Annotated in this window: 22 protein-coding genes; 5 read left to right on the top strand and 17 right to left on the bottom strand. The window is 57.1% G+C overall.

The genetic code is table 11. The features are described from left to right. The first annotated feature begins 10 nt into the window (after window positions 1-10). From V3C19_RS10205 to V3C19_RS10190, 4 genes are read left to right on the top strand one after another with little or no spacing between them, the layout of a single operon-like run. Window positions 11-1,804, top strand: a complete 1,794-nt coding sequence (locus tag V3C19_RS10205; RefSeq protein ID WP_130084892.1) for a transglycosylase domain-containing protein — start codon at window positions 11-13, stop codon at window positions 1,802-1,804. A gap of 24 nt (window positions 1,805-1,828) precedes the next feature. Next, window positions 1,829-2,593 (top strand): inositol monophosphatase family protein, encoded by a 765-nt coding sequence (locus V3C19_RS10200; protein WP_130084891.1) that lies wholly within the window; start codon window positions 1,829-1,831, stop codon window positions 2,591-2,593. Window positions 2,594-2,611: 18 nt separating this feature from the next. Continuing rightward, window positions 2,612-3,121, top strand: coding sequence for a 2-C-methyl-D-erythritol 2,4-cyclodiphosphate synthase (ispF, locus tag V3C19_RS10195; RefSeq protein ID WP_130084890.1), 510 nt, complete (start codon window positions 2,612-2,614; stop codon window positions 3,119-3,121). 6 nt (window positions 3,122-3,127) lie between these two features. Beyond that, a complete protein-coding gene (locus V3C19_RS10190) occupies window positions 3,128-3,931 on the top strand; it encodes an MBL fold metallo-hydrolase (RefSeq protein WP_130084889.1) in 804 nt (267 codons plus the stop codon). 463 nt (window positions 3,932-4,394) lie between these two features. Here the strand turns inward: V3C19_RS10190 and yidC are convergent, their stop codons facing one another. The 15 genes from yidC to V3C19_RS10115 form a co-directional block, all read right to left on the bottom strand. Continuing rightward, window positions 4,395-6,290 (bottom strand): membrane protein insertase YidC, encoded by a 1,896-nt coding sequence (gene yidC, locus V3C19_RS10185; RefSeq protein ID WP_130084807.1) that lies wholly within the window; start codon window positions 6,288-6,290, stop codon window positions 4,395-4,397. Between the two features lie 55 nt (window positions 6,291-6,345). Continuing rightward, window positions 6,346-6,594, bottom strand: a complete 249-nt coding sequence (yidD, locus tag V3C19_RS10180) for a membrane protein insertion efficiency factor YidD (RefSeq protein ID WP_240042127.1) — start codon at window positions 6,592-6,594, stop codon at window positions 6,346-6,348. Next, complete coding sequence (gene rnpA, locus V3C19_RS10175) at window positions 6,591-6,938, bottom strand: ribonuclease P protein component (protein ID WP_161981433.1); 348 nt, start codon at window positions 6,936-6,938, stop codon at window positions 6,591-6,593. Before rnpA ends, yidD begins: the two co-directional genes overlap by 4 nt. 88 nt (window positions 6,939-7,026) lie before the next feature. After that, window positions 7,027-7,212, bottom strand: coding sequence for a 50S ribosomal protein L34 (gene rpmH, locus V3C19_RS10170; RefSeq protein WP_012420297.1), 186 nt, complete (start codon window positions 7,210-7,212; stop codon window positions 7,027-7,029). A gap of 209 nt (window positions 7,213-7,421) precedes the next feature. After that, window positions 7,422-9,533 carry a glutamine synthetase III gene (locus V3C19_RS10165; RefSeq protein ID WP_295931437.1) on the bottom strand — a complete coding sequence of 704 codons (2,112 nt, stop codon included), beginning with the start codon at window positions 9,531-9,533 and terminating at the stop codon, window positions 7,422-7,424. Between the two features lie 652 nt (window positions 9,534-10,185). After that, window positions 10,186-13,077, bottom strand: a complete 2,892-nt coding sequence (locus V3C19_RS10160) for an autotransporter outer membrane beta-barrel domain-containing protein (RefSeq protein WP_295931440.1) — start codon at window positions 13,075-13,077, stop codon at window positions 10,186-10,188. Between the two features lie 473 nt (window positions 13,078-13,550). Continuing rightward, a complete protein-coding gene (locus tag V3C19_RS10155) occupies window positions 13,551-14,387 on the bottom strand; it encodes a D-hexose-6-phosphate mutarotase (RefSeq protein WP_130084812.1) in 837 nt (278 codons plus the stop codon). Then, window positions 14,384-15,022, bottom strand: a complete 639-nt coding sequence (pdxH, locus tag V3C19_RS10150; RefSeq protein ID WP_130084813.1) for a pyridoxamine 5'-phosphate oxidase — start codon at window positions 15,020-15,022, stop codon at window positions 14,384-14,386. The genes V3C19_RS10155 and pdxH overlap by 4 nt, the downstream gene beginning before the upstream one ends. Before the next feature lie 21 nt (window positions 15,023-15,043). Further along, window positions 15,044-15,907: a carboxylating nicotinate-nucleotide diphosphorylase gene (gene nadC / locus V3C19_RS10145; RefSeq protein WP_130084814.1), complete on the bottom strand. Its 864-nt coding sequence runs from the start codon at window positions 15,905-15,907 to the stop codon at window positions 15,044-15,046. A 16-nt stretch (window positions 15,908-15,923) separates the two neighbouring features. Then, window positions 15,924-16,817 carry a polyprenyl synthetase family protein gene (locus V3C19_RS10140; protein ID WP_295931444.1) on the bottom strand — a complete coding sequence of 298 codons (894 nt, stop codon included), beginning with the start codon at window positions 16,815-16,817 and terminating at the stop codon, window positions 15,924-15,926. Window positions 16,818-16,856: 39 nt separating this feature from the next. Next, entirely contained in the window at window positions 16,857-17,867 is a 1,011-nt protein-coding gene (locus tag V3C19_RS10135) for an aspartate-semialdehyde dehydrogenase (RefSeq protein WP_295931447.1), read from the bottom strand. Window positions 17,868-18,026: 159 nt separating this feature from the next. Further along, complete coding sequence (locus V3C19_RS10130) at window positions 18,027-18,716, bottom strand: hypothetical protein (protein ID WP_130084817.1); 690 nt, start codon at window positions 18,714-18,716, stop codon at window positions 18,027-18,029. 102 nt (window positions 18,717-18,818) lie between these two features. Further along, on the bottom strand, window positions 18,819-20,198 hold the full coding sequence (locus V3C19_RS10125) for an L-serine ammonia-lyase (RefSeq protein ID WP_295931451.1): 1,380 nt from the start codon (window positions 20,196-20,198) through the stop codon (window positions 18,819-18,821). 72 nt (window positions 20,199-20,270) lie between these two features. After that, window positions 20,271-21,200 carry a thioredoxin-disulfide reductase gene (gene trxB / locus V3C19_RS10120; RefSeq protein WP_130084819.1) on the bottom strand — a complete coding sequence of 310 codons (930 nt, stop codon included), beginning with the start codon at window positions 21,198-21,200 and terminating at the stop codon, window positions 20,271-20,273. Window positions 21,201-21,284: 84 nt separating this feature from the next. Next, a complete protein-coding gene (locus V3C19_RS10115) occupies window positions 21,285-22,106 on the bottom strand; it encodes a hypothetical protein (RefSeq protein ID WP_295931453.1) in 822 nt (273 codons plus the stop codon). A 279-nt stretch (window positions 22,107-22,385) separates the two neighbouring features. Here V3C19_RS10115 and V3C19_RS10110 point away from each other — a divergent pair, with 279 nt between their 5' ends. After that, a complete protein-coding gene (locus V3C19_RS10110) occupies window positions 22,386-22,958 on the top strand; it encodes a GNAT family N-acetyltransferase (RefSeq protein WP_161981432.1) in 573 nt (190 codons plus the stop codon). On the opposite strand, the gene V3C19_RS10105 is transcribed toward V3C19_RS10110, so the two are convergent. Together V3C19_RS10105 and V3C19_RS10100 are read right to left on the bottom strand one after the other, a co-directional pair. Further along, the gene (locus tag V3C19_RS10105) at window positions 22,939-23,775 is read right to left on the bottom strand and encodes a hypothetical protein (RefSeq protein WP_130084822.1); all 837 of its coding nucleotides are present in this window, start codon (window positions 23,773-23,775) and stop codon (window positions 22,939-22,941) included. The two genes, V3C19_RS10110 and V3C19_RS10105, sit on opposite strands and share 20 nt — an antisense overlap. Before the next feature lie 105 nt (window positions 23,776-23,880). Further along, window positions 23,881-24,552: a TatD family hydrolase gene (locus V3C19_RS10100; RefSeq protein WP_130084823.1), complete on the bottom strand. Its 672-nt coding sequence runs from the start codon at window positions 24,550-24,552 to the stop codon at window positions 23,881-23,883. Window positions 24,553-24,556: the final 4 nt, after the last annotated feature.

The raw sequence follows: 24,556 nt of genomic DNA, 5'->3' as shown, positions 1-24,556 counted from the left end.
TGGAAACGGAATGGAGAACAGGCGCAAAAGATGGTATGATCTGTTCGGATTGCTGCCCCGCAATCTGGGGCGCGTCCTGCTGTGGCTGAGCATCATCCCTATCTCGTTCATCATCATCCTGATCATTTACGCGTGGCGGGCGGACCAGTATAATCTGGACGAAGTTCTGGCTCCCCTGGAAAACTGCGCCGCCTATGACCGGAACGGCCAGTGGATAGGCACCCTGACGGACCACGACCGCGTTTACGTAGCGCGCCATGAATTGCCGGATAATCTGGTGAACGCCTTCATCGCCCGGGAGGACGAAGCCTTTTTCGATCACGGCGGCATCGTTTACACGTCCATCATCCGCTCCATCTGCCGGAACCTGACCACCCTCTCCTATGCGCAGGGAGCTTCCACCATCACCATGCAGCTTGCCCGGAATTGTTATGAACTGGGGGGAAAAACGCTGGACCGGAAAATCCTGGAGATGGCCGTAGCCCGCCGTATAGAAGGAAAATATTCCAAGGATGAAATATTGACGGCCTACCTGAACCGGATTTACTTCGGCCAGCAATGCTACGGCATCGCCCAGGCCGCGGATCTGTATTTCGGGAAAAAAGTGGGAGACCTGACTCTGGCGGAATGCGCCACGCTGGCCGGGCTGGTGCGCGGCCCTTCCATATACAACCCCGTTTCCAGCCCGGAGGCCGCCGTCAAGGTGCGCAATGCCACGCTGGAACGCATGCTTGAATGCGAATTCATCACCCAAGAGCAAATGTGGAAGGCATCCTCGGAACCGATGACCGTGGCGGGAGAAAAGGAGGCCAGCCCCGCATCCTATCCCATTCTGGTGATTTCCCGTGAATTGGGCAGTCTTGCCTGCTGTGACCAGCAGGAAGAGACTTCCAGCATTTTTGTGATGACCACGCTGGATTTGGATTTTCAGAGAATGGTAGAGGAGATGAGTGAGCCGGCCCTCATTGCTTTGGAGAATTCCCCTGTATGGAGCGGCCTTCCGAAGAGGGTGGACAACCATCTGAAAGGCTGCGTCCAGGCTGCCGTGTTGTGCGTGGATTCCCGCAAAGGCGACATACTGGCCGTTACGGGAGGCCGCTCCGCCCTGGACGGCGTGGACAGATGGCAGGCAAAGGTAATGCCCGGTGAATTGTTCACGCCTGTCGTCAACCTGTGCGCCGTGGACCAGCGCCGGACCGTCATCCGCAGCAACCCGGAAGTGACGGGGCGCGGCGTGGGATTCAACACTGTCATTGAAACGGCGGGAAAAGCCGGGTACAAGGGGGATTTGCCGCGTTCTCCGGAACTGTATGCCGGGAAGTTCCGCACGTCCCTGGCGGATGCCGTCAACGCGCTGTACATGATTGGCAACGGCGGACTCAACGTGCAGCTTTCCGCAGTCCGCCAGGTGGGAACGACCAAAAAAAACCTGGTGATGGTGAATGCTCCTTCTTCGGAGGAAACCCACCGTGAAATCCTTCCGCGGGAATCCGTCCATCTGGTGGCGGGGCTTCCCCCCTTCCGCTATGACGAACGTACCAGAAGGACGGTCGTGAATGTGGCGTTGCCTGAATATAGCGGGCATTTCTCCTCTGTCAGAGGCCGTTATTATACCGTGTACGTCTGGGTCGGATTCGATGCCCCGGATGAAGCCGTATACAAGAAAAGGGGTGTTTCCGCCGCCCTGGCGAAGACATGTTCTACACTGGCGGAGAACGTGTACATCCGAGCGGAAGAGGCCAGAAAGGCTGCTGCCGCCGAGCGCCGCGAGCAGGAAACTCCGCAGGGGCAGACCTCCCTTTAAACGATTTTTTTATTCAAACATATCATGAACCACTCGCCTGAAATGACCGTAGCCATCCGGGCGGCCAAGTCCGCCGGAGCCTTCCTGAAAAAGCATTTTTATGACCGGAAGAAGGTGGATGAAGCCAGCCAGAACGACATCAAGCTGGAACTGGACAAGCTGTCCCAGAAACTGATCACGGAGGAAATCCTCTCCGCTTTCCCCACTCACGCCGTGCTGGGGGAGGAAGGCTACACCGGAGACCGGAACAGCGAAAACGAATGGATCGTGGACCCCATTGACGGCACGGTGAATTATTTCTATACCATTCCGTGGTTTTGTGTGTCCATCGCCCTCCGCCGCGGCGGGGAAGTGGTGCTGGGCGTGATTTACGATCCCATGATGGACGAATGCTGGCATGTGGAAAAAGGCGGTGTTCCGTACATGAACGGCGTACCGATGCATTGCAGCTTCCGGAAGCGCATGGCGGAGGCCGTCGTATTCGTGGGGCACGGGAAGACGGACGGTTCCAAGGAAAAGGGAATTGAACGCTTTGCCAAAATCGCCTGGCAGGTGCGCAAGGTGCGCAACAACGGTTCCGCCGCCCTCGCTCTCGCCTACATTGCCTGCGGCAGGTTTGACGCCTATGTGGAAAGCGTCATTTCCATCTGGGACATTGCCGCCGGCGTCCTGCTGGTGGAAGCCGCCGGAGGAAAGGTGATTCTGGAACCGAAGAAGGACAATCCGGAACAGTTCGCCATTGTTGCCTGGAACGGATGCATCCCGATCGTGGAAGCCCTCGGAGAATAACCCCAGTACTATTGACGGATGAACATCATGATTGCACTGACCGGGCTGGGTTACGACATTCACCGTTTTGCGGAAGCCCCCCGCCCGCTGATGCTGGGCGGCGTACACATTCCCTCCGGCAGAGGGCTGGACGGCCATTCCGATGCGGACGTCCTGAGCCATGCCGTTGCGGACGCCCTGCTGGGCGCCGCCGGACTGCCGGACATCGGCTTCTGGTTCCCTCCGGGCGATCCCGCCTGCAAGGACATTTCCTCCCTGGACATTGTGGCCAAGGCCGTTTCCCTGATCCGGGAACGCGGCGGCCGCGTGGTCAACGTGGATTCCTCCCTGATTGCGGAAGCACCGCGCATTTCTCCGTATCTGGAGCAGATGAAAAACGCTCTGGGTTCCGCACTGGGCATCTCAGCCGCCCGAGTGGGGGTAAAGGCCACCACGAATGAGCAGCTTGGCGCGCTGGGGCGCCGGGAAGGCATCGCCGCCTTTGCCGTGGCGTCCATCCTGATGCCGGAAGAAGAGTTGCAGCCGTAACCGTTTATGGATCGCCTCCTGGTTTTCGGCACGGGGAACGCCACCGTCACGGAATGCTACAATACCTGTTTTTCCCTGACGGACGGCAAGGAATTCCTGCTGGTGGACGCCGGCGGAGGCAATGGCATCCTGGGCATTTTGAAACATATGAAAGTTCCGGTGGAAAGGATGCATCACGCTTTTCTTTCCCACCGGCACACGGACCACATGCTGGGCATGGTATGGGTGATCCGCCTCATCGGGACCATGATGACTCAGGACCGTTATGAAGGAACGTTTACGGTTTATTGCCACCGGGAACTGGCGGCGGATCTGGAATGCCTGGTACGCATGACGCTGGACAAAAGGGTTGTGCGTCTGGTCGGGGAACGCATCTTCATGGTTCCGGTGGAAGATGGAGAGGAAGTGAACGCCGTACCGTACCGGCTGACCTGTTTTGACATTCATTCGGACAAGACGCGCCAGTTCGGCTTTTCCACGGTGCTGAACGGGGGAGGCAGGCTTGTTTTCCTGGGAGACGAACCGTACCGCGATGCCTGCGAGCCTTATGTCCGCGGCGCCCGCTGGCTGCTTAGCGAAGCCTTTTGCCTGCATTCGCAGGCCGACGTGTTCAAGCCCTATGAAAAATACCACAGCACGGTCAAGGATGCCTGCGAGCTGGCGGAAAGGATGAACATTCCCAATCTGGTGCTTTGGCATACGGAAGACAGTAATCTTGCCTGCCGCCGTTCCTTATATTCTCAGGAAGGGCGGATGTATTATTCCGGCAACCTGGTCATTCCGGATGACGCTGATATTGTCGCCCTTTAATTTGGCGAAATAGAGGCGGATTAAGAATCCGCGGTTGGAAACATTATTGTTATGAAATAATACAATCCACTAGTCAGCAGTATATTATAAAATTATCAAATTCCAGTGCTCTTTTGTATTGTTTGCTCAGTAAACATGATCTTATGATCAAATCCCTTAAACGCCAAAAATTGTCATTGACCGCGGATTCTTAATCCGCTAGTTTGCCATTGAGTGGATGCGGTAATGTTTTCAGCAACAAACCGCTCCCATGAACAATTACATGATATAGACGAGAGAAACCGGACTTCTTGAAAAGGAAGTCCGGTTTTTTAGAAGGTGGCGTTCCGTTAACTTATACCTTTCTTTTCCCTGCATCCCGGATCTGGTCTTTCCGTGAGGGTATGTTCCTCCGTGAACGCAAAAAAGTGCGCCCGCATGATCGGGCGCACTGTGAAAGGGAAGGAGGAATAAAAGCGTCCGCCTATTTTTTGGGCGTCACATTGCGCATGTTGCGCCCCTTGGCTTTGCGCTGCTGCTCTTCCAGGGCCACGCGCTGCTGTTCCATCATCCGCTGGAAGAAGCCGGGCTTTTTCTTCTTCTGGGACGGAGCCAGCACGGGCATGGGCAGGCGGCGAATCAGCGCCGTCTGGCCGATGGAAATGAGGTTCTGCGTGGTCCAGTACAGGGCCAGGGCGGAAGCGAAGTTATAACAGAACAGGAAGAACATCAGGGGCATCAGATTCATGATGATGCGCTGGGAACGTTCGCCCGCCTGCGGTGTCATCCGCATTTGCACGATCATCGTGACGGCCATGATGAGCGGCAGGATGTTGATCGGGATGCCGAACAGGTGGCCGACGGTATCGGGCAGGGACAAGTCCGTCATCCACAGGCAGAAGGGCTGTCCCCGCAGTTCCGCGGAATATTGAAGCACGCGGTAGAAGGCGAAGAAGATGGGAATCTGGATGAGCATGGGTACGCAGCCGCTGGCCGGATTGATGCCGTATTTCTGGTACAGCTTCATCATTTCCATGTTCACCTTCTGGGGGTCGTCCGGATATTTTTCCTTGAGTTTCGCCATTTCCGGCTGAACCAGGGACATGCGCTTCATTGCCAGATAGGATTTTTTGTGCAGCGGCCAGATGAGAGCACGGACGACGATGGTCATGCAGATGATGGCTACGCCCCAGTTGCCGAACCACCCGTGGAACAGGTTGAGCAGCCAGTTCATCGGCACGCTCAGGAAGACGAGCCAGCCGTAGGCCATGATGTCGCTGATGGCGGGATAGGTAAGGTTCAGGTCGCGCAGATAGGCATTGAATTTGGGGCCTGTGTAAATATCGTAGGTGAGTGTCTTGATCTCGTTGGGCGCCATGGCCAGGTTGGGAATACCCATGGCCAGGGTCACACCGGGCACCAAGGCATTGTTTTCATGGGCCAGGGGAAATTCCTGGCGCGTGGCGTACACCGTGGAGCCTGCGGATTGTTCCTGCGGAATGAGGATGGTGGCGTAGTACTGGCTCATCACCCCGGCGTAGGTCAGGTCCTTCAGTGGGCCTTCCAGCACGCGGGGCTTGGCGGTGCTGAAAAAGCCGCCCGTGAAGTGGGAGGGGGCCTCCTGTTCCAGGGAGCCGTCCGCATGGTAGAAAAGGTGGGTGTAGGTATCCTTGGGTTCGCTCTTGGCGATGGGGTAGGCACTCCCTGCAAAGATGCCCAGATAGCGCAAATCCTGGACATTGGGGGCTTTGTTGAGAAGGGAGACGGTCAGGCGGATGATGTATTTGCTGCCGGGGAGCACTTTTCCGGAAGAGTCCGTGACGGGGTGGAGCGTGTAGGTCTTGGAAATGAAAAGCTGGCGCGCGGCGTCATAGCCTTCCAGGGTGACGGAGTCCGCCGTGCGCTTGACTTCCTTGTACACCGTGTTGTCATAGGAAGGGTCCTGCGTGGCGTCCATGTTGAAGACGAGTTCGCCAATGCCCCGGTTCTGCGCCTCGTTGATGGTGATGTTGTGGTCCGTAACCTTCTGTGTGTCTACAATGTCGTTGTGAAGAGTGACGCCACCGATGGAGCCGCCGATGCGGTTGAAAGTGTAAGTGATGAAGGGCTTTTGCTGGCCATCCACCTCTTCTGTAGCCACGAGGGTGATCGGATTGTTCTTGTCTTCCTCCAGGGCCTGATTGGCGGAAAGCTGTCCTGAAGTAGCGGGTTCGGAGGCTGTTGAAGTTCCCGGCGCGGCAGTGTTTACGGCGGAAACCGGCTGCTGGACGGCGACGGGAGGCGCCGTAACGGGTGTTTCCTTTTTATTGTTGCCGAGGTAAATGTTCAGGCCCAGAAGGGCGGCGCAGACGCCGACAATGATCCATGAAGTGCGATCCATAATGTGATATAGCTTGGTTGGAAAAGAGTTTTACAGGGAGAGGGAGAAAAGTGAGTTAGCGGGAAGGGCGGGGAGGCGGCACGGGATCATACCCTGAACCGCCCCAGGGGTTGCATCTTAAAATGCGCCATGTTCCAAGAATAAAACCGCGCCAGGCTCCGTGGACCTGGACGGCCCGGATGAAGTATTGGGAACAGGTGGGAGTGTAACGGCAGCCGCAGCCGGGGCCCCCCAGCGCGTGAAGAGGGGCGCTGATGAAGAATTGGTAACCCCGAACCAGGGTGATAAGCAGCCATTTCATCATGCCGTGTCTTGTTGTCCGGAAAGCAGTTGCAGTTTTAATTTGCGGGCGGCTTTCTGCCAGTCCCGTTCCAGGTCGGAATAGCTGGCTTCCACCGCCCGCCATCTGAGCACGCACACCATGTGCACGCCCTGTTGAAAAGGCTCTCCGTGTGCCCGGAGTATTTCCCGCACCCGGCGTCTGAGCTTGTTGCGAACGACGGCGCAGCCTATTTTTTTCGTGCAGATGATGCCGAATTTGGAAGGTTCCTCCGGATCTGCCAGCGGGGCTGCGCTTAAAACAATAAGCCGACCTGCTACGGATGGTCCCTCGTTGCGTACCCGGGCAAATTGAAATGCCCTGGTCATGCTTTGTTGACGAGTAAGACGCATCTCCCGCGGGTCGGCCCGTGAAAAGAATGTTCCAAGGAGGCGTTAACCAAGTCCTGACGGCGAATTAACGGCCGTGCTGGATGGTATGGCGCTTGTACTGGATTTCGGCTCCCTTGGGAAGAAGGCGCTTGCGGCCTTTGGCGCGGCGGCGGCGGATGATATCGGCCCCGTTCTTGGTCGCCATGCGTGCACGGAATCCGAACTGGCGCTTGCGGCAGCGCTTGGATGGTTGATAAGTCCTCTTGCTCATGATATTGAAAGATGCTTCTTGTGAATTACTAGATTCAGTGCCGTCCGTCTAAGCGGCCTATGCACAACCGGACAAAAAGGATAACTATTTTGGCCGTTTTGTCAATCCGTCAGGCGATTATTTGGCGCTTTTCTTGGGTGCAACCGTGTTGTTTTTGCTATTAATGATTGATAATAAATGTATTTTATGGCTGTGAAAGCGCCCCGTTTTTAAAGGAAGAGCAATTCCGCATAGGTCGGAACGGGCCACAAGTCTGCATCCGTCAGCCCTTCCAGGGTGTCGATGGTCTTTCTCAAGTCATCCATTCCGGTCTGAATGTCTTTCGTGTTTTTCTGATTCACTGCCTGCCTCAGCATCCGCACCTGGGCGGGCAGGAGGTCCAGCAGTTCTCCGATCCGGTTGGCGCGGTCCGTCGTGGCTTTCATCCCCGCCTTGATTCCGGAAGCCTTCATCTGCGCAATGGCGGAGGTGAGCTGCGTGAGCTGTTCCGTGACGGCCGGAATATACAGGGTTTCCACCATCAGGAGGGCCGTTTCCGCCTCAATATTGATTTCCTTATGGAAGATTTCCGACTGGATTTCATGGCGGGCATGGAGTTCCACCGGGCTGACCACCTTGTATTTTTCAAAAAGCGCCCTGGCTTTGGGCGTTTCCAGTGCCGCCAGCGCCTCGATGGTGCCGGGCGTATTGGCCAGCTTGCGGCGTTCGGCCTCCTTGATCCAGGCTTCTCCGTAGCCGTCCCCGCTGAAGAGGATGCGCTTGTGCTTCTTGATGATGTTCTGAAGCAGCTTGTTGAGCGTCGTGTGGAATTCTTCCGGCTTGTCCTTGACGGGTTCCAGGATGGTGCAGATTTCATCCAGGCTTTCCGCGACGATGGTGTTGAGCACCGTCATTGGCCATGCGCAGGTTTGGGAAGAACCCACGGCCCGGAATTCAAACTTGTTGCCGGTGAAGGCGAAGGGGCTGGTGCGATTCCGGTCGGAAGTGTCCAGCGGGAACATCGGCAGCGTATCTACGCCGATGCTCATGGTTTTCACCGTGCATGCCTTCTTGGTGCCGCCTTTTTCAATCTGCTCAATGATTTCGTCCAGCAGGTCCCCCAGGAAAATGGAAATGATGGCCGGAGGAGCTTCATGGGCTCCCAGGCGGTGTTCGTTGCCGGATTTGGCGACGGAGGCGCGCAGCAGATCCGCATGTTCGTCCACGGCCTTGATCGTGGCGCAGAGCAGGGTGAGGAAGATGGCGTTTTCCTGCGGGCTGGAGCCGGGATTGAGAAGGCTGCCGTAGCCGGGGGCGGAAAGGGACCAGTTGTTGTGCTTGCCGGAGCCGTTCATTCCCGCAAAGGGCTTTTCATGGAGCAGACAGACCAGGTCGTGCTTGTTGGCTGTTTTCCTGAGCACTTCCATGACCAGCATGTTGTGGTCCACGGCCAGGTTCTGGCTTTCAAAAATGGGCGCGATTTCAAACTGTCCGGGAGCCACCTCGTTATGGCGCGTCTTGGAGGGAATGCCGAGCTTCCACAGGGCTTCGTCCACGTCCACCATGAATTCCAGCACGCGGTCCTTGATGGAGCCGAAGTAATGGTCTTCCATCTGCTGGTGCTTGGGCGGCACATTGCCGAAGAGAGTGCGGCCGCACATCATCAGGTCCGGGCGCAGGGCATAAAGCTGCTTGTCCACCAGGAAGTATTCCTGTTCCGCGCCCAGGTTGGCGGTGACGTGGATGTTTTCCGGACCGCCAAAGCAGGCCAGCAGACGCTGCGCCTGGCGGCAGACGGCGGTCATGGAGCGCAGCAGGGGAGTCTTCTTGTCCAGTGCCTGCCCCTTGTAGGAACAGAAGGCGGTGGGGATGCACAGGGTGGCTCCATTGTCCGTACGCTTGATGAAAGCGGGGCTGGTGGGGTCCCATGCCGTGTAGCCGCGGGCCTCAAACGTGGCGCGGAGACCGCCGGAGGGGAAGCTGGAGGCGTCCGGTTCCCCCTGGACCAGGCTTTTGCCGGAGAATTTGAGTTCCAGGTTGCCTTCCGGGTCCACTTCCACAAAGGAATCGTGCTTTTCAGCCGTACTGCCGTTGAGGGGCTGGAACCAGTGCGTGTAATGGCTGGCGCCCTTTTCCAAGGCCCAGGTCATCATGGCCTGGGCCACTTCATTGGCAATATCCGGGTCCAGCTTTTCATCCTTGCGGATTGTCGCCAGCAATTTTTTGTAAACGGGGCGGGGCAGGTAGCCGCGCATGGTCTCCATGTTGAAGACGTCCTGGCCGTAGATTTCCGCAATAAAGGTTGCGGCGTTGCCAACATCGGAAGGTGTGTTTGTGTGCATCTTGGTAGGGAACGCGCCAAAAGGCTCGAAATCTACCAAACCTTAAAAGAGCGTTTTTTGCAAGCCGAATCCTGCCAGTCCGTTATTTTCACCTGGAATGCCCTTCATGGCGGGGAAAACCGTTTTTCCTCCTGCCTCTTCTACTGTTCAGGCTGCATCAGACCGGGCTCCCAATGAATTGGAAGCCCGGTCCTTCTCGTCACATATCCATTGTGAAATGGGAGAAAGCAGCATGAAAAATGCCACGCCCTCCTACCACCATAAATATAGCGGATTTGGAATCCGTTTGATAAAAAACATATTTTAAAATAACTATATCTCATTATAAATCATTATGATATTGTTACTAAAACGGATATGTTTTTTATATCTGCGTTTCTGATGATGCAGGTATTTTTATATCAAACCCTTTTAATGCCAAAAATTATCATTGATGCCGGATTCCAAAGCCGTCTTTTATGGAAGCAGGACAAATCGGTTGTTCCGGATATAGGAAGCGGGAGAGGCCATTTTTCTCCGGGGAATAATTTCCCTCCTGCTGCGGACTATGTTTCCGGGGCTTTCCTTTCGGCAGTCCGGGACAGTAGTCGGCGTATAAAAGCCGGGCTCCCTTTCAAGGAAGCCCGGCTGTGCTTGCATCTGCTCTTTTTTATTAGAAGGAATAACCTACTCCGAGCATTACCCGCTGGTTCACGAAACTGTCGCGCGCCTCCACCTGGTAGCTGCCATACGCGCTCCAATTGTTCGTTACCTGGAGCCGGCCGGAAATCCCCGCCCTCACTCCCTGCCGCGCGGGCTTGCTGCCGTCCACTCCCCACCCATAGCCGTTGCTGACCAGGCGTGCATAGGTTCCCGCATTGCTCCGGTACACGTCCGGGAGATACTCCACGCTAACCGTATGGCTCCAGGGCATGCCGCCCAGCGTCAGCCCCTGGGTCAGGGAAAGGCCCACGGGAAGGGCCAGATTGCGGTAATGGCCCCGGTCAAACCGGCGGGCCATCTCTCCGCTTTCCGTAAACGCCTCCTGCACCACATCCGTGTATTCCACGCCGATATGGGGGGTGAGAACGAGGTTTTTGCCCACGGGCAGATCCCATGCGACCTTTACCGTGCCGTCCCATGCCCGGTTGGTCCATGAACCTGACGAGTTCTGGCCGCCGGAGGTCACGGAGGAAAGGCGGTTGTCGCTGCTGCTGAAGCCGGCGGCGGCAGTGATGGTCAGAGCCTGCCCCTTGTTCATGGGGAGTCTCCAGCCGGTGTAGATAAGGCCCATATTGGTGTTCTGCCGGTTGGTGGCCCGGTATTCCCGGCTGATGTTTTTGCCGGAGGTGTAGCCGTAGGCGACGCCGCCCAGCCATTGTTCTCCGAGCTTGTAGTCTCCCCCTACGGCAAAGCCGCCACCCTGGTAGTCAAACCCTTCAATGCCGCCCTTGGTTCTCTGCATTTGGAAATCTCCCAGTCCGCTGGTCCAGACATTGCTCTTGAGAGGGGAGAGGAAGCGTGCCGTATCCAGGTGTTCCAGCCCCGTGCCGGTGAATGAACGCAGAGTGGAGGCGGAAGAAAGCATGGAATTGGCTATGTTGCTCCCCTGGAGCTCCGCAATGACTCCTTCCTCAACGACACTGCCGGTGGTAAAAACAAGGGAGCCTTCCTCGTTCAGATCCCAGTTCATTTCCAGAAGGAAGTTCATTCCCTGGTCATCCCGCATGGCGACCCTGTGGTCTCCCGTTTCCTCAAGAATTCCTCCGAAAGAGGCCGCCTTGATGGTCAGTACGGTGTCTCCTGCGGCAACTCCGGAAGAAGAGGCGTACACAGTCAGCCGATCGGCGGAAACGGAACCTGCGGCCGTGATGGAGGCGGCCTCTCCGCTTAGGCTGAGATCAAGCGTAAGCGTTTTCAGGGAAACATTCCCGGAAGCGGCCAGGGAGGTACGGCGTCCCATGGCCAGTATTCCGCCTTCCTGGACGTAGTTGACCAGTTCCAGGGCCGCCCTTTGGTCCAGACGGACAGTACCGTTGTACTGGAAGGCATCCCCCGTCAGGGTGGAGGTGTAATTGGCAGCGTCTTCCGAGTCTGCATAATCCCTGCCGGAGAAGAGGATTTCCCCCTGGCAGTCCTCCCCTTTGTTGAAATGCAGGGAAGAAGCGTTCTCCTGTTCATCCTGCATGACGATGGGGTCATAAAAGGCAATTTTGCGGCCGGCCGCGGCACCCAGTTCCACCTTGTGTTTTCCATCCGCCAGAATGGCGTTGGCGATTGGGTCCGTACCGCCTGCGTACATGACATTGCTCTGGAATATGATATCGCCCCCGTCAGCCAATAAAATGATCCGGGCGTCGGCAGGACCAGTGGGGCTGCCATATTCATCTTCTATGGGTGCAGAACTGCAGATGGCGCCTCCAAAATATGTTGCCGAATTGTTTTCAAACAGGACATCTCCCTGCACGTGCTGAATGGATAATACATTATTTTCAGAGACGGAGCCCGTTTCAAAATAAATGGCGCCGCCGAAAGTACCCGCATGGTTTCCGGTGAATGATACGCTGCCCTCCACGCCGGAAATGGAAAGCATGCTTTCCGTACCATTGACAAAAATGGCGGATCCGGCATAGGAACTGTTGTTCTGGAAAAGTATATCTCCCTGAATGTTGGAAAGCTGAATAGCTGCATGTCCGCTGAATAATTCGTCGCCCCAGTTGACTTTGCAGCCTGCTGTCAGGCAGGCGCCGAAGGCATTATCCCCGGCATCGTTGTTCACGAAGCGAACGCCGCCGGCGATGGTGTCCATGATGATGGTGGCATTTCCGGTCTTCACATCATTGAAAATGCTGATGACGCCCTGGCCGGCTGAAAAGGTATTGTCCCGGACATCAATTCCTCCTCGGACATTGGTGATTTGGATTAAACTGTTGGAGCTGTTTTCCGTTTTGTTGGAGCTGTAAATAAGCAATCCCAGCCCGGATTGCGCCGCTCCGGAAGTTTTTGTGTTATTGCTGATGGATAAAGTTCCTCCGACATTGTCTATGAGAATGGTGTTATTCCCGGAAGAGTACAGAGACACCAGGGCGTCCGCCGCGTTTCCGCTGCGTTCCATCGTGTTGTTATCCAGACACACGTTTCCGCCGATATCGGTGATGGAAAATACGGAATTTCCCTGATTGTTGCTTAATTCAACGGCTCCGTATGTCCCGCCGAGATGAAGGTCGTTCAGTCGGGAAATGGACAGGGTGAATTCATTAATACGGGGATCATCGTTTTTCGAACGGAAAAGGAATTGGGCGGTTTTGTTCGTGGTATCTTCCTTGTTCAGGGTAAGATTCTGCAGGCCGTCTCCTTCAAACGAGACTTCAAATTGTTCCTGGGGAATGGAAGGATCTGCCTGGAATACGGTTGTACCATACTCCATGTCAGTACTGAGTACGTAACGGACACTTTCAGTGATGGAAACATTTTCTCCATCTGCCGGAGCGGCGGCGTCATTTGCAATAGAGGGAAGAGTTGCAAAGACATACGCCAGCAGAGTCAGGGGAAGTTTGATTTTCATAACGATGATACTTTATGCGGATTTATAATCCGGAGTATTCTGTTGAGGCAAAGCTGCGGCTTTTTTTACAGTTGGACCTGAAGCGCGTATTCCTTAGAATTAATAAGTTATTGCCAGTTGAGATAATGATGCAATATATAGGAAGTAAGTGTTTTCTGGCTTTTCAAAGTCTTGAAAAGAGGAGGAGCGGGGAAGATTCCTTCTCTCCCGCGCTTTGGAAATAATTTACCCGTAAAAGCCGGTTGGCTTCAGTTTCCCGGTAACATTTTCCAATTAAATGAAAAAGGATTCCAGTCTAAATGCTTTCCCCTTAAAAATATGGATTGACTCCGGATTATAAATCCGCAGTTCCTTTTTCCTGGTAAGGTAAGTTTATTAAAATAAACATTTAAAACAGGGTGTTATCGGGGAAAAACTGCCATGGAGGTATGATCCGGCAAGCCTTCCGGACGCAGTTTCCGGAAATTGTTTGGTCAAGCCAGGGGCGCCACTGAAATTTTCTGGCACATGGTATGGGACTGCCCTGGAGCAAGATGAAGGGTACGGGGTGAGGCATTCCCCGTTTCCACGCAAAGAAATTTGTTCCAGGAATCCGCTCCCAGGTCCGGCATGTCCGCCGCACCCTGCTGGCCAGGGTTCCAGACGATGACGGAAGAGGCATGCTCCCGCTCCACCGTGATGGAACGGTTCATGACCGGATCTTCCAGAATAATTTTTCCCGTGTGGTCCGGACAGTCGTACACGCGGTCCAGGCAGCCCAGGGGCGCCAGGGGGCGTTCCCCGTGTTTTATGGGCTGGGCGGCATATTCCCGGAAGGGAACATTTTCCAGGCCCAGAACGCGGCATTTGGTCAGGTTGCCGACGGCAAAATAGTTATGGAAGGCTTCGGTGAGCTTGCAGGGGAGCCTGCGGACGGTGGTCTCCAGCTTCATGGCCAGAGATGAACCCAGCGTCAGGCGCAGAATGGCGGCGGGCTGTCCGGCGTCATCCGGATACAGGGCCAGGGAAAGAAGAAGATTGCCCCGCATATCCGTTTCCTGATGATGGAGGCGCCACTCGGAAGTGCGGGCAATGCCGTGGGCAGGGCCGTTTTCCGCTACTCCGAACCAGGGCCAGCAGACGGGAATACCGCCGCGGATAGCTTTTCCGCGGGAAAAGACCGCCTTTGGGGAAAGAAACAGGCATTCCTGCTGGCCCGCAGGCTTCCAGGAAACGAGGTGGGCTCCCTGCAAGCAGAGGGATGCCGCGCAGAACGGCGTTTCCACGTCCAGAAAGGTCAGCCCCTGGTCTGTAACGCGTTCGGAAATCATGGCTGCAGTCGTTCAATCGCCCATGAACCGTCTTCCTGCCGCGTGTACATGAAGCGGTCGTGAACGCGGCCTGGGCCGCCCTGCCAGAATTCGAAGGCTTCCGGAATGATCCTGAAGCCGCCCCAGAAGGAGGGCAGAGGAATTTCTCCCTTGGAGAATTTGTTTTTCAGTTCCATGAGTTTCATTTCCAGCAGTTTTCTTCCGGAAATGACGGAACTTTGCTGGGAAACCCATGCTCCCAGTTGTGATTCCTTGGGGCGGGAAAGGAAGTATTTCAGGGATTCCGTGCGGGAAACCTTGACGGCTTTTCCGTAAATAATGACCTGCCGTTCCAGCATGACCCAGGGGAGCATCATGCAGACCTGGGGATTTTCCTCAATGTCGCGGGCCTTATGGCTGCCGTAGTTGGTAAAAAACACGAACCCGGTTTCGTCAAAGTACTTGAGGAGCACCGTGCGCAGGGAAGGGCGCGCCTGAGCGTTGGCCGTGGCCAGGGAAAAGGCGTTGGGTTCCGGGATGCCCGCTTTCAGAGCCTGGTCAAACCAGGTTTGGAATTGTTCAAAGGGATTGGCCGCCAGATCCTTCCTGTGCAGCTGGCCCTTGAGGTATTCTTCTCTGAAATTGGACAGGTCCATGATATGGGGAAAGTAATGGTTTTATTCCACGCTGAAATCCAGCCCCAGATCCAGCGATGGAGCGGAATGGGTGACGTAGCCCACGGAAACGAAGTCCACGCCGGATTCCGCAATGGCCGCCACCGTGTCCAGATTGACGCCGCCGCTGGCTTCCAGCAGGGGGGTGGAGCGGTCCCCGCGCAGGGCGACGGCTTTTCTGAGCGTTTCCGGCGTCATGTTGTCCAGCAGAATGTGGTCCACGCCTTCCAGCTTGAGGAAGGATTCCACCTGTTCCAAGGTATCCGCCTCCAGCTGGATTTCCACGCCGGGCTTTTCCGCGCGGAGGGTGTTGATGCACTTTTGGAGATGTTCTGTATTGCCGTCCGTCATCAGGTGGTTGTCCTTCACCATGGCCCGGTCGTAAAGTCCCATGCGGTGGTTGGTGCCGCCGCCGTGGGCCACGGCGGCTTTTTCCAGAAGGCGGTAGCCGGGCGTCGTTTTGCGGGTGTCCAGAATGCGGGCGCTGGTGTGGGAGACGGCCTTTACGTATTTCCGGGTGAGGGAAGCCACACCGGAAAGGCGCTGGATGAAGTTCAGGGCCGTGCGCTCCGCACCCAGAATGGACCGGGCGGACCCTTCAATGAGCATGATTACGGCGCCGGGCGCCACGGCTTCCCCGTCGTGCAGGTATACTTCCACCTTCAGGCTGGGGTCCACCTTGCGGAATACTTCCGCCGCCACGTTGACGCCGGACAGAACGCCTTTCTTGCGGGGCGTCAGGATGGCCCTGGCCGTCAGGTGTTCGGGAACGAAATAAGTGGAGGTTACGTCGCCGGGGCCGAAGTCTTCGGCTAGCGCCATGTCGATCAGCGCGGCGACGTTGTCGGATACGTTTTCTGCGGGCATGAACGGGAAATGTTGCTTAATATTCGCGGTTGAGAAGGTAATTCGCTATTTCCACCAGGCGCGTGCGGCGTTCTTCCGGGAAAATCATCAGGGCGTCCAGTGCGGCCTGGGTACGGCACTTGGCTTCGGAACGGGCTCCTTCCAGGCCGATCAGGGCCGGACAGGTGGATTTCTGGGAGTTCACGTCCTTGCCCGCCGTTTTGCCGAGCTTTTCCGTGGAGGCGGTCAGGTCCAGAATATCGTCGATCACCTGGAAAGCCAGGCCCAGGTTGTAGCCGAAGTCCGTGACGGCTTCCAGCTGTGCTTCCGTAGCGTCGGCAGACATGGCTCCGAACCGGAGGGCGGTGGTTACTAGGGCAGCCGTCTTGCCTTCATATACGGCGCGTACTTCCGGCTCGGAAAGCTTCTTGTGCTCCCCTTCCAGGTCCAGTACCTGGCCGCCGATGAGCATCTTGCTGCCGCCGGTGGCCGCCAGTTCCGCCACGTAGTCCCGGACGGTGTAGCGTTCCGTATCGTCCACCCGGGCGATGACGGCAAAGGCTTCCGTCAGCAGGGCATCTCCGGTCAGGATGGCGATGCCTTCTCCGAATGTCTTGTGGCTGGTGGGCTTGCCCCGGCGCAGGTCGTCATTGTCCATGGCGGGCAGGTCGTCGTGAATGAGGGAATACGTATGCATCATTTCCACCGCGCAGGCAGGGATCAGAGCGTTGACGGCCAGGCCGCCGCAGGCTTCCGCCGCAGCCAGGCAAAGCACCGGACGCATTCTCTTGCCGCCCGCAAACATGCTGTAGCGCATGGCTTTGTGGATGGTTTTCGGGCTTTCGTCCTCGGCGGGAAGGAGCCTGTCCAGCGCCGCGTCGATCAGGGCGCACTGTTCGGTAATGTAATCTTTCAGGGATTGTTCACACATGGCGTTATGAAATGGGTACGGGGTGGGATTTGTCTTGATTCAGCGGTTGATTAAAAGTTCTGCAATCTGCACGGCGTTCAGGGCCGCGCCTTTGCGCACCTGGTCACCTACGACCCACAGGGCCAGGGCGTTGTCGACGGCCATGTCCCTCCGCATGCGGCCCACGTAGCAGGTGTCGCCGTTGGTGCTGTCCAAGGGAGTGGGCCACAGGCCTTCCGCAGGATTGTCCATCAGGGCCACGCCGGGCTTGCCTTCATAGGCCTGGCGGGCCTTTTCCAGGTCTACGGGCTGTTCAAACTGGGCGGTGACAGAGATGGAATGGGAGCGGTACACGGGAACACGGACGCAGGTACAGGTAACCTTGAGTTCCGGCAGGGAAAGAATTTTGCGGCCTTCATTGAGCATTTTCAGCTCTTCCTTGGTGTAGCCGGTGTCCGTGAAGGAGTCGATCTGCGGCAACAGGTTGAAGGCAATCTGGTGCGGATAAACATTCTTGACCACAGGGTGGCCGTCCACCACGGCGCGCACCTGGGACTCCAGTTCCGCGATGCCGTGCTGCCCGCTGCCGGAAACCGCCTGGTAGCTGGACGCAATGACGGTTTTCAACCCGAACTTCTGATGAAGGGGGAACAGGGCCATCAGCGTGATGATGGTGGTGCAGTTGGGATTGGCGATGATGTTGCGCGGATGGTTGAACGCGGCGTCCGGATTGATTTCCGGCACGACGAGGGGAACGTCCGGTTCCTGGCGGAACGCGGAAGAATTGTCGATAACCACGCAGCCTGCCGCCGCCGCAATGGGGGCGAACTTCAGGGAAATGCCGCCGCCCGCGCTGAACAGGGCAATATCTACGCCTTCAAAGGATTTCTCCGTCAATTCTTCCACAGTCAGCATTTCCCCGCGGAAAGCTACCTGTTTACCCGCGGAACGGGCGGAGGCCAGAAGCTTCAGGGAGCCGACGGGAAAGTTGCGGGTTTCCAGGCAGGACAGGATCTCGACGCCCACCGCTCCGGTGGCGCCAACGATGGCAACATGGGGTGCTTGGTTCATGATTGTGTCAGAAAATGGCGGAATCCGTTCCGCATGCGGACTATTGTAAGGGTTTTGGGAGGGAAAGCAATACGGGATCAGGTGGCAGGAAACTGCGTCCGGAACCGTAAAATTAAAAAATCCTGTTAACTATTAACTGTTAATTATTAACTATTAATTCTACTTAACCCACTTGCCCGCGCCTTCCGGCAGGCGTCCGTTGGAAACGGGAGCGTAGCGGGTGGATTCCATATTGCCCCAGAGAGGAACGCCTACGATGCGCTTCCACCAGCCGGACATGCTGGCCCCCGTGTAGCAGCCGAAGCTGCGGCAATCGGACTGCGGGGAAAAAATATCCCGGCGGATGCGGTTCAAGTCCGTTTCATGAATCCATTCCGTGGAAACGGCCATGATGTTGTTGCCGTAATCCAGCATCCAGGCAAAGCAGTTGGAGTGGCCGAAGTAGTAGAAGGATTCCACTTTGTCCCCCTGGAAGCGGGGAGAGGAATTCAGGGCGCGGATGGCCTGGTCCGCGGTATTCACCCAGACAAGTTTGGTTTTGTATTTGGCGGCCAGATCGGAAATCCACTTCGTGTAGGGTTTTCCGTCCTCCTTGCCGCGCGTCACATAACCCGGACGGTACACGATCCACGTGATTCTGGCCCCGGGGTCCGCCTGCTGGATCTGGGCGATGCGGACGGTGGACGCCCGGACGAAGTTGGCCCACCAGTTGTCGTGCCTGTCCGGCTGTATTCTCAGTCCTTCCCATTGTTTCAGGGCCGGACCGCCGCACATGACAACGTGGACGGCGCGGGACATTCCCGTACCGCCCAGCACCAGCGCCAGGGCAAGAAGAAGGCGTGAAAACATGTTCGCAACCCTACATTCGCTCTCCTTGCCTGTCAACCCGGAGGAACGTTTTTTCAGGGAACAGACACATATGGGTTCCCGTGGGATGATTTCCGCTTCCCTTTAACAATTCACCACATTCACGGCCAGGCCGCCCTGGGCCGTCTCCTTGTATTTGGACTGCATGTCCCGTCCCGTGTCCAGCATGGTGCGGATGACCTTGTCCAATGGAACGAAGTGCGCGCCGGTGCCTCCCATGGCGATGCGGGCGGCGTTGATGGCCTTGATGGCTGCGATGGCGTTGCGCTCAATGCAGGGAATCTGAACGAGCCCCGCAATCGGGTCGCAGGTAAGGCCCAGGTTGTGCTCCATGCCTATTTCCGCGGCGTTTTCCACCTGATGGGGCGTCCCGCCCAGGTATTCCGCCAGTGCGGCCGCAGCCATGGAGCAGGCCACGCCCACTTCCCCCTGGCAGCCTACGTCCGCGCCGGAAATGGAGGCGTTTTTCTTGTAAAGGATGGCGATTCCCCCTGCGGTGAGCAGGAAGCGGTGAATGGCGTCCGGATACGGGGAAACGCAGAATTTGGTGGCGTAATTGAGCACGGCGGGGACGATCCCCGCCGCACCGTTGGTAGGAGCGGTGACGATGCGCCCGCCCGCGGCGTTTTCCTCGCTCACGGCAATGGCGTACAGATTGATCCAGTCCATGATGGAGAGAGGGTCTTTCAGGGCCGACTCCCCGTGGACGAGCAGGGACTTGCGCAGGCTCTTGGCGCGTCGCGGTACTTGCAGCACGCCGGGCAGGTTGCCGCGCGCGCTCATGCCGCTGGCGATGGACTGCTTCATCGTTGTCCAGATCAGGTCCAGCCGTTCGCGCACGTCGCGCTCCGGAAGAAGGGCGCATTCATTGGCCATCACGATGGAAGAAAGGGGGCAGTGGCGTTCGTCCGCCATGCGCAGCAATTCCTCCGCGGATTCGTAGGGGAGGGGAAACGGTTCCCGGTCCGGTTCCGCCGGATGCAGCAGTTCCTGCTCGGAGGCGACAAAGCCGCCGCCTGTGGAATAAAACACGGCGTCTTCCACCGGGGCTCCGTCCTTGTCGACGGCTGTGAAAAGCATCCCGTTCGGGTGGAGCTTCAGGGGCTGATAATGGGAAAGGTCCAGGTCGCGGGAGGGGGAAAAACGGATGGTCTTGTCTTCCGTAACGGACAGGGTTTCCTGCTGGTGCAGGCGCGCTATCATTCCGGGAATGTCGCGCGGTACGACGGTCTGGGGTTCTTCCCCCAGCAGGCCCAGCATGATGGCGGTGTCCGTTCCGTGGCCGTGTCCGGTGGCGGCCAGGGAGCCGTAGCATTCGCAGCGGATGCCTTCTATTTCCGGCAGATGGGGGGAGGAGCGCAGTTGTTCCAGAAAACGGTGCGCCGCCCGCATGGGACCTACCGTGTGGGAGGAGGAGGGGCCTATCCCGATGCTGAAAAGCTCAAAAATGCTGTAGTGGTGCATGTCCGTTCTTCCTGTGACGGAGAAAGGCCGGTATTCCCGCGGGAACCCGGCCCTTTCCGAAAGTTTGTTCCCTTACATGCCCAGCAGGTAGCGTTCCGCCTCAATGGCGGCGGCGCAACCCATGCCGGCGGAGGAAATGGCCTGGCGGTAGTGGGGGTCCGCCACGTCGCCCGCGGCGAAAAGGCCCGGCGTCCTGGTGGACATGAGGCCGGGTTCCCGGACGATGTAGCCGGACTGGTCCCTATCCACCAGATCACCCAGGAAAGAGGTGTTCGGCGTATGGCCGATGGCCATGAATACGCATTTGACGGCCAGTTCCGTTTCCTCTCCGGTGACGAGATTTTTCAGCATGACGGCTTCCAGTTCCCCCTTGTCGTCCGTCTTGTAAGCTGCGATGGTGGAATTCCAGAGCGGAAAAATCTTTTCGTTCGCCAGCGTGCGTTCCGCCATGATTTTGGAGGCCCGGAGGGTATCGCGGCGGTGAATCAGATAAACCCTGGAAGCGAAGCGGGTCAGGAATGCGGCTTCTTCACACGCGCTGTCTCCTCCGCCAACCACGCAAACAGGAACGTCTCGGTAAAAGGCGCCGTCGCAGGTGGCGCAGGCCGTCAGCCCGTGGCCTATCAGCCCTTCTTCCCCCGGAATGCCCAGATAGCGGGCGGATGCCCCGGTAGCGACGATGATGCTGCGGGCCTCGTAATTCTGGCCGCTGGTCTTGACGGTGAACAGTCCGGTGGCTTCATCCTTGATGACGCTTTTTACATCTTCGTAAGCAAAGCGCGTACCAAACTTTTCCGCCTGCTGCTGCATCAGGAACATGAGGTCCGGCCCCATGATGCCGTCCGGAAAGCCGGGGAAATTCTCCACTTCCGTGGTGGTAGTCAACTGCCCTCCTATCTGGGAGCCCGTAATCAGGAGGGGGGAGAGATTGGCCCTGGCGGTGTAGATGGCCGCAGTGTAGCCCGCGCAGCCCGCGCCGATGATAATGACTTGTTCGCTCATAATGTGTGCAAGTGTTCGCCATGGATGATAGGGACCGGCGGCTCGTTTTGCGAGTAGATTTTGCGCTATGCCGCATCAGGGGATTCATCGGCGCCCTTCCGGCTTTTTCCTGGCGCTGGCCGGCGTGGTAAAAAGCCGTTTGCAGGTATCCTGGGCAATCGTTTGCAGTGTTTTGGCCCTGGCCTGCGGAATATTGCACAGACGGACCCCTTTCAGCGTCAGTTTGCCCGGCAGCCCCACCGGAGACTTGCCGAACAGGGTGCAGTACATCACGCATGCCGTCAGGTAGCTTCCCTGTTCGGAAGGATGCTGTCCGTCCTCCAGATAAAGCTTGATCTCCGGATGGCGTCTGGAGCAATTCTCCCAGGCGATGCCTACGGGTGCCAGGGCTGCCTTCTCCTGCCGGGCGAGCTTCAGATAAGTATCCCGCAGGGCCTGCTGTTCCCCTTTGTCGGGGATGTTGGAAGCGCCTTTCCTTCCCCATGTCAGGAACAGCACGGGAGTGCCGTTTTCAGACCGGACTTGCGAGCACAGTTTTTTTCCGAACTCCAGAGTCCGTTCCGGCGCAATGACAGGCGTGGCGCTCTGATCCTGAAGGACGACGAAATCCCAGGAATTCCCCGTTAATTTCTTTCTGGCTTCTTCATCGTTCCAATGGGAACTGAAGGAAGCCGCCGGAGCTGCATGGATATGCACGTCCGCCTGGAGTCCCCTGATGTCAGCCATAGCCATGACCATGGCGGGCATCCGGTTGAAAAAGGTGTAACTGTTGCCTATGAAAAGGATTCTGGCTCCTTTGCGCGCCGGGGTGCATACGGGCCACGATTCTTCATGGGCGGGAAGATTCTGGGCCTGAACGCAGAAGGTGCAGATGATCCACAGTCCGGAGAGGAGGAAAAATTTCATGGGTTGGTAGAAATGTGGAGGGAATGATTGAACAGCAGGAGGACAGCAAGCTTAATTCCGTCGTTCCGGAAAGTTTTTGTGCAGAGAATATCGCCGCTTGCTGCCAAGTAAATAATTATATGGTCTTTTTTTCTTAACGCCAATTATTTAAAAATATGTTGGAAGGCCGTAGCTGCGTGTGGAAAACAAACGGATTGAGCGGACCAATGCTACATCATGACTTAGAGAAACATCGGGCAAGACTTGCCGGGATTTGCCGGATATGCTTGGATGCAGGGCATGAAGCCTGAAACCTTGACCAAGCGCCGTGTGACGGGAGTGGATGATCCCCTGTTTGTGGAATCTCTGGATATCTACCGGACTAGCTTTCCGCTTCATGAGCAGCGGCGGATTCAGGATTTTCCGCTGGCGTTTGAGGACCCGGGTTTTTATTATGAAGCGTTTTTGGATGAAGCGGGCCGGGTGGCTGCCATTCTGGTGACCTGGCGGCGGGAGGAATTCGTGTATCTGGAATATTTCGCCGTGAGTGCCTCGCTGCGCGGCCAGGGAGCGGGACAAAGGATTCTGGAGGAGCTGCGTGACACCTTCCCGCACAAGGTCATTTTGGAAATTGACCCTCCGGAGGACGAGATTTCACGGCGCCGACTGGGGTTTTATCAGCGCCATGGTTTTGTACCCAACCCCCAGTTCGACTACATCCATCCTCCCTATACGGCGGAAGGGGAATCTTATCCCCTGCTGTTGATGACGCATGAGAAAACGCTGGATGCGGACGTTTACCAAACCTTCGTGCAGTTCCACCATGAATGGGTGGTGCGGAGGTTCTATCACGTCAGCTCCAGGCCTGAGTGACGGTTTCCCGGTCTTCAGGCGCGAGTTTTTGGGCGAGCCGGTCCTTCATGCGGAGTCCATATTCCGGAATACTCCATGAATGAAGCGGCTGGACGGCGGAATTCGTGAACTGCCAGGACGGAACGGGAATGACTACATCCAGCACCTCCCCGGCCCTGCCGGGCATGGCAGCCAGCACGCGGGCCACCGTGGAGGAAAGTTCCGCATGCTCATCCAGAATGTCCAGCAGCCAGTTGCAGCCCAGTTCGGTCGGAATGGCCTCCGTCCCTTCCAGGAGTTCCGCAAGGCGGTCCGGAGAAAGTTTTTTGGAAATGGATGCCAGATAAGGGGCGAACCGCAGATCCCCCAGACTCATCAGGGCGTCCAGCGCCGGGGACATGCCGGCCTGTCCCGGAAGGGGAGCGGCGCAAATGATATCCGCCAGTCCGGCGATCCCCGGGAAGCGTTCTTCACGTTCCGGAGCCGCAAGCGTATAAATCAGGAAGGCAGCCTGGCGGCGAATGTCCGCCAGTTCGTCCGTCATCGCAAAGGGGAGCAGGGCGCGCCATCCGTCGCCTTTGCGCTGCCGGATGAAGGCCGCAAGTTGAAGGGCGCACTTCTTTCTGGCGTCCGGGGCGCAGCAGGATTGGAAGGTGCGGTAAATTTCAATGCCTTCCGCCTGCCTGTTTTTTTCATTACAGGTGACCAGGCCGTAGGCGATCATGGCCAGGGGCCACTGGTCAGGGCCTATTTCGTCCCTGCGGGAGGGATCCATGACGAGCGCGGCAAGCCGCTTGATTTCCGACAAAGAACTGGTTTGATCCTGAAAAAGGCCCATGCCCGCATGATAGCCTCCGGCGTGGGGCTGCCAAGGAAAAAAGCCGCCGCACCGCCATGGAGTATGCCAGCGGAACCGTTCGTCCTCCCTGCTTCGTGAAAATCGTTATGGGGGGGAGATTCTTGACAGGTTGTCCGTGACGATTGCGGCTAGTCGGCATTCCTCCATCCGGAGCGCTTGCGCCGCAGCCCGGTAAAGGTCCGGCAGGGCCTCCGGATGTTCGTCCGATTCCAGCGCCAGACGGTACAGGGGAACGGATGTAAAAATATCCGCACGCTCCATTTCCCGGGGGCCGATGGACAGCAGCCAATCCTCGGAAGGCAGGTCGGACGCCGGATTCAGCGCCCCGTTCCAGCCGTGCAGGATGGCTTTCAGGCGGGGGTATTCTCTCAGCATTTCGGCCAGACTTCCCCAGGCGCGGCAGCAATGCAGGGCAACAGGGCGGTTCATCTGCGCGGCCATGTCCAGATGCACGCGTAGCGCGTCTTTTTGCACTTTCATGTCCGGAATGCCGCGGCGGCATTTGTCCAGGCCGGTTTCCCCTACTCCCGCCTTGGGGAAACGGTGCAGGAATTCTTCCAGAAGGCGCATGTCCCGGCGCCATGCGGCCGAATCAAGAAACCACGGATGAATGCCGAAAAACGGGGTGACGTTTACGTCCCGTTCCGCCAGCAGCGCCGTCTGTTCCCAGTCCGCCGGGGACGTTCCGCAGACGAAGCGGAGGCCGGCGCCGGAAGCGGCGGGAGAGGGATGGGTATGTGCGTCCGGCAGATCCATGATA

The organism is Akkermansia sp. AE01SA01 (assembly GCF_036417395.1).
Classification (GTDB): Bacteria; Verrucomicrobiota; Verrucomicrobiia; order Verrucomicrobiales; family Akkermansiaceae; genus Akkermansia.
Note: the sequence above shows the minus strand (reverse complement) of the source record. Positions and strands in the feature narration are given on the sequence as shown.

What these genes read in the sequence shown, in the direction of transcription:
- V3C19_RS10190 (WP_130084889.1), top strand. Translation starts at nt 3,128, where the DNA reads ATGGATCGCCTCCTGGTTTTCGGCACGGGGAACGCCACCGTCACGGAA.
- V3C19_RS10115 (WP_295931453.1), bottom strand. Translation starts at nt 22,106, where the DNA reads ATGAAATTTTTCCTCCTCTCCGGACTGTGGATCATCTGCACCTTCTGC.
- yidC (WP_130084807.1), bottom strand. Translation starts at nt 6,290, where the DNA reads ATGGATCGCACTTCATGGATCATTGTCGGCGTCTGCGCCGCCCTTCTG.
- V3C19_RS10135 (WP_295931447.1), bottom strand. Translation starts at nt 17,867, where the DNA reads ATGAACCAAGCACCCCATGTTGCCATCGTTGGCGCCACCGGAGCGGTG.
- rpmH (WP_012420297.1), bottom strand. Translation starts at nt 7,212, where the DNA reads ATGAGCAAGAGGACTTATCAACCATCCAAGCGCTGCCGCAAGCGCCAG.
- V3C19_RS10110 (WP_161981432.1), top strand. Translation starts at nt 22,386, where the DNA reads ATGAAGCCTGAAACCTTGACCAAGCGCCGTGTGACGGGAGTGGATGAT.
- V3C19_RS10130 (WP_130084817.1), bottom strand. Translation starts at nt 18,716, where the DNA reads ATGTTTTCACGCCTTCTTCTTGCCCTGGCGCTGGTGCTGGGCGGTACG.
- rnpA (WP_161981433.1), bottom strand. Translation starts at nt 6,938, where the DNA reads ATGACCAGGGCATTTCAATTTGCCCGGGTACGCAACGAGGGACCATCC.
- pdxH (WP_130084813.1), bottom strand. Translation starts at nt 15,022, where the DNA reads ATGGACCTGTCCAATTTCAGAGAAGAATACCTCAAGGGCCAGCTGCAC.
- V3C19_RS10105 (WP_130084822.1), bottom strand. Translation starts at nt 23,775, where the DNA reads ATGGGCCTTTTTCAGGATCAAACCAGTTCTTTGTCGGAAATCAAGCGG.
- V3C19_RS10160 (WP_295931440.1), bottom strand. Translation starts at nt 13,077, where the DNA reads ATGAAAATCAAACTTCCCCTGACTCTGCTGGCGTATGTCTTTGCAACT.
- V3C19_RS10165 (WP_295931437.1), bottom strand. Translation starts at nt 9,533, where the DNA reads ATGCACACAAACACACCTTCCGATGTTGGCAACGCCGCAACCTTTATT.
- yidD (WP_240042127.1), bottom strand. Translation starts at nt 6,594, where the DNA reads ATGATGAAATGGCTGCTTATCACCCTGGTTCGGGGTTACCAATTCTTC.
- trxB (WP_130084819.1), bottom strand. Translation starts at nt 21,200, where the DNA reads ATGAGCGAACAAGTCATTATCATCGGCGCGGGCTGCGCGGGCTACACT.
- V3C19_RS10140 (WP_295931444.1), bottom strand. Translation starts at nt 16,817, where the DNA reads ATGTGTGAACAATCCCTGAAAGATTACATTACCGAACAGTGCGCCCTG.
- V3C19_RS10125 (WP_295931451.1), bottom strand. Translation starts at nt 20,198, where the DNA reads ATGCACCACTACAGCATTTTTGAGCTTTTCAGCATCGGGATAGGCCCC.
- V3C19_RS10200 (WP_130084891.1), top strand. Translation starts at nt 1,829, where the DNA reads ATGAACCACTCGCCTGAAATGACCGTAGCCATCCGGGCGGCCAAGTCC.
- V3C19_RS10205 (WP_130084892.1), top strand. Translation starts at nt 11, where the DNA reads ATGGAGAACAGGCGCAAAAGATGGTATGATCTGTTCGGATTGCTGCCC.
- V3C19_RS10100 (WP_130084823.1), bottom strand. Translation starts at nt 24,552, where the DNA reads ATGGATCTGCCGGACGCACATACCCATCCCTCTCCCGCCGCTTCCGGC.
- V3C19_RS10155 (WP_130084812.1), bottom strand. Translation starts at nt 14,387, where the DNA reads ATGATTTCCGAACGCGTTACAGACCAGGGGCTGACCTTTCTGGACGTG.
- ispF (WP_130084890.1), top strand. Translation starts at nt 2,612, where the DNA reads ATGAACATCATGATTGCACTGACCGGGCTGGGTTACGACATTCACCGT.
- nadC (WP_130084814.1), bottom strand. Translation starts at nt 15,907, where the DNA reads ATGCCCGCAGAAAACGTATCCGACAACGTCGCCGCGCTGATCGACATG.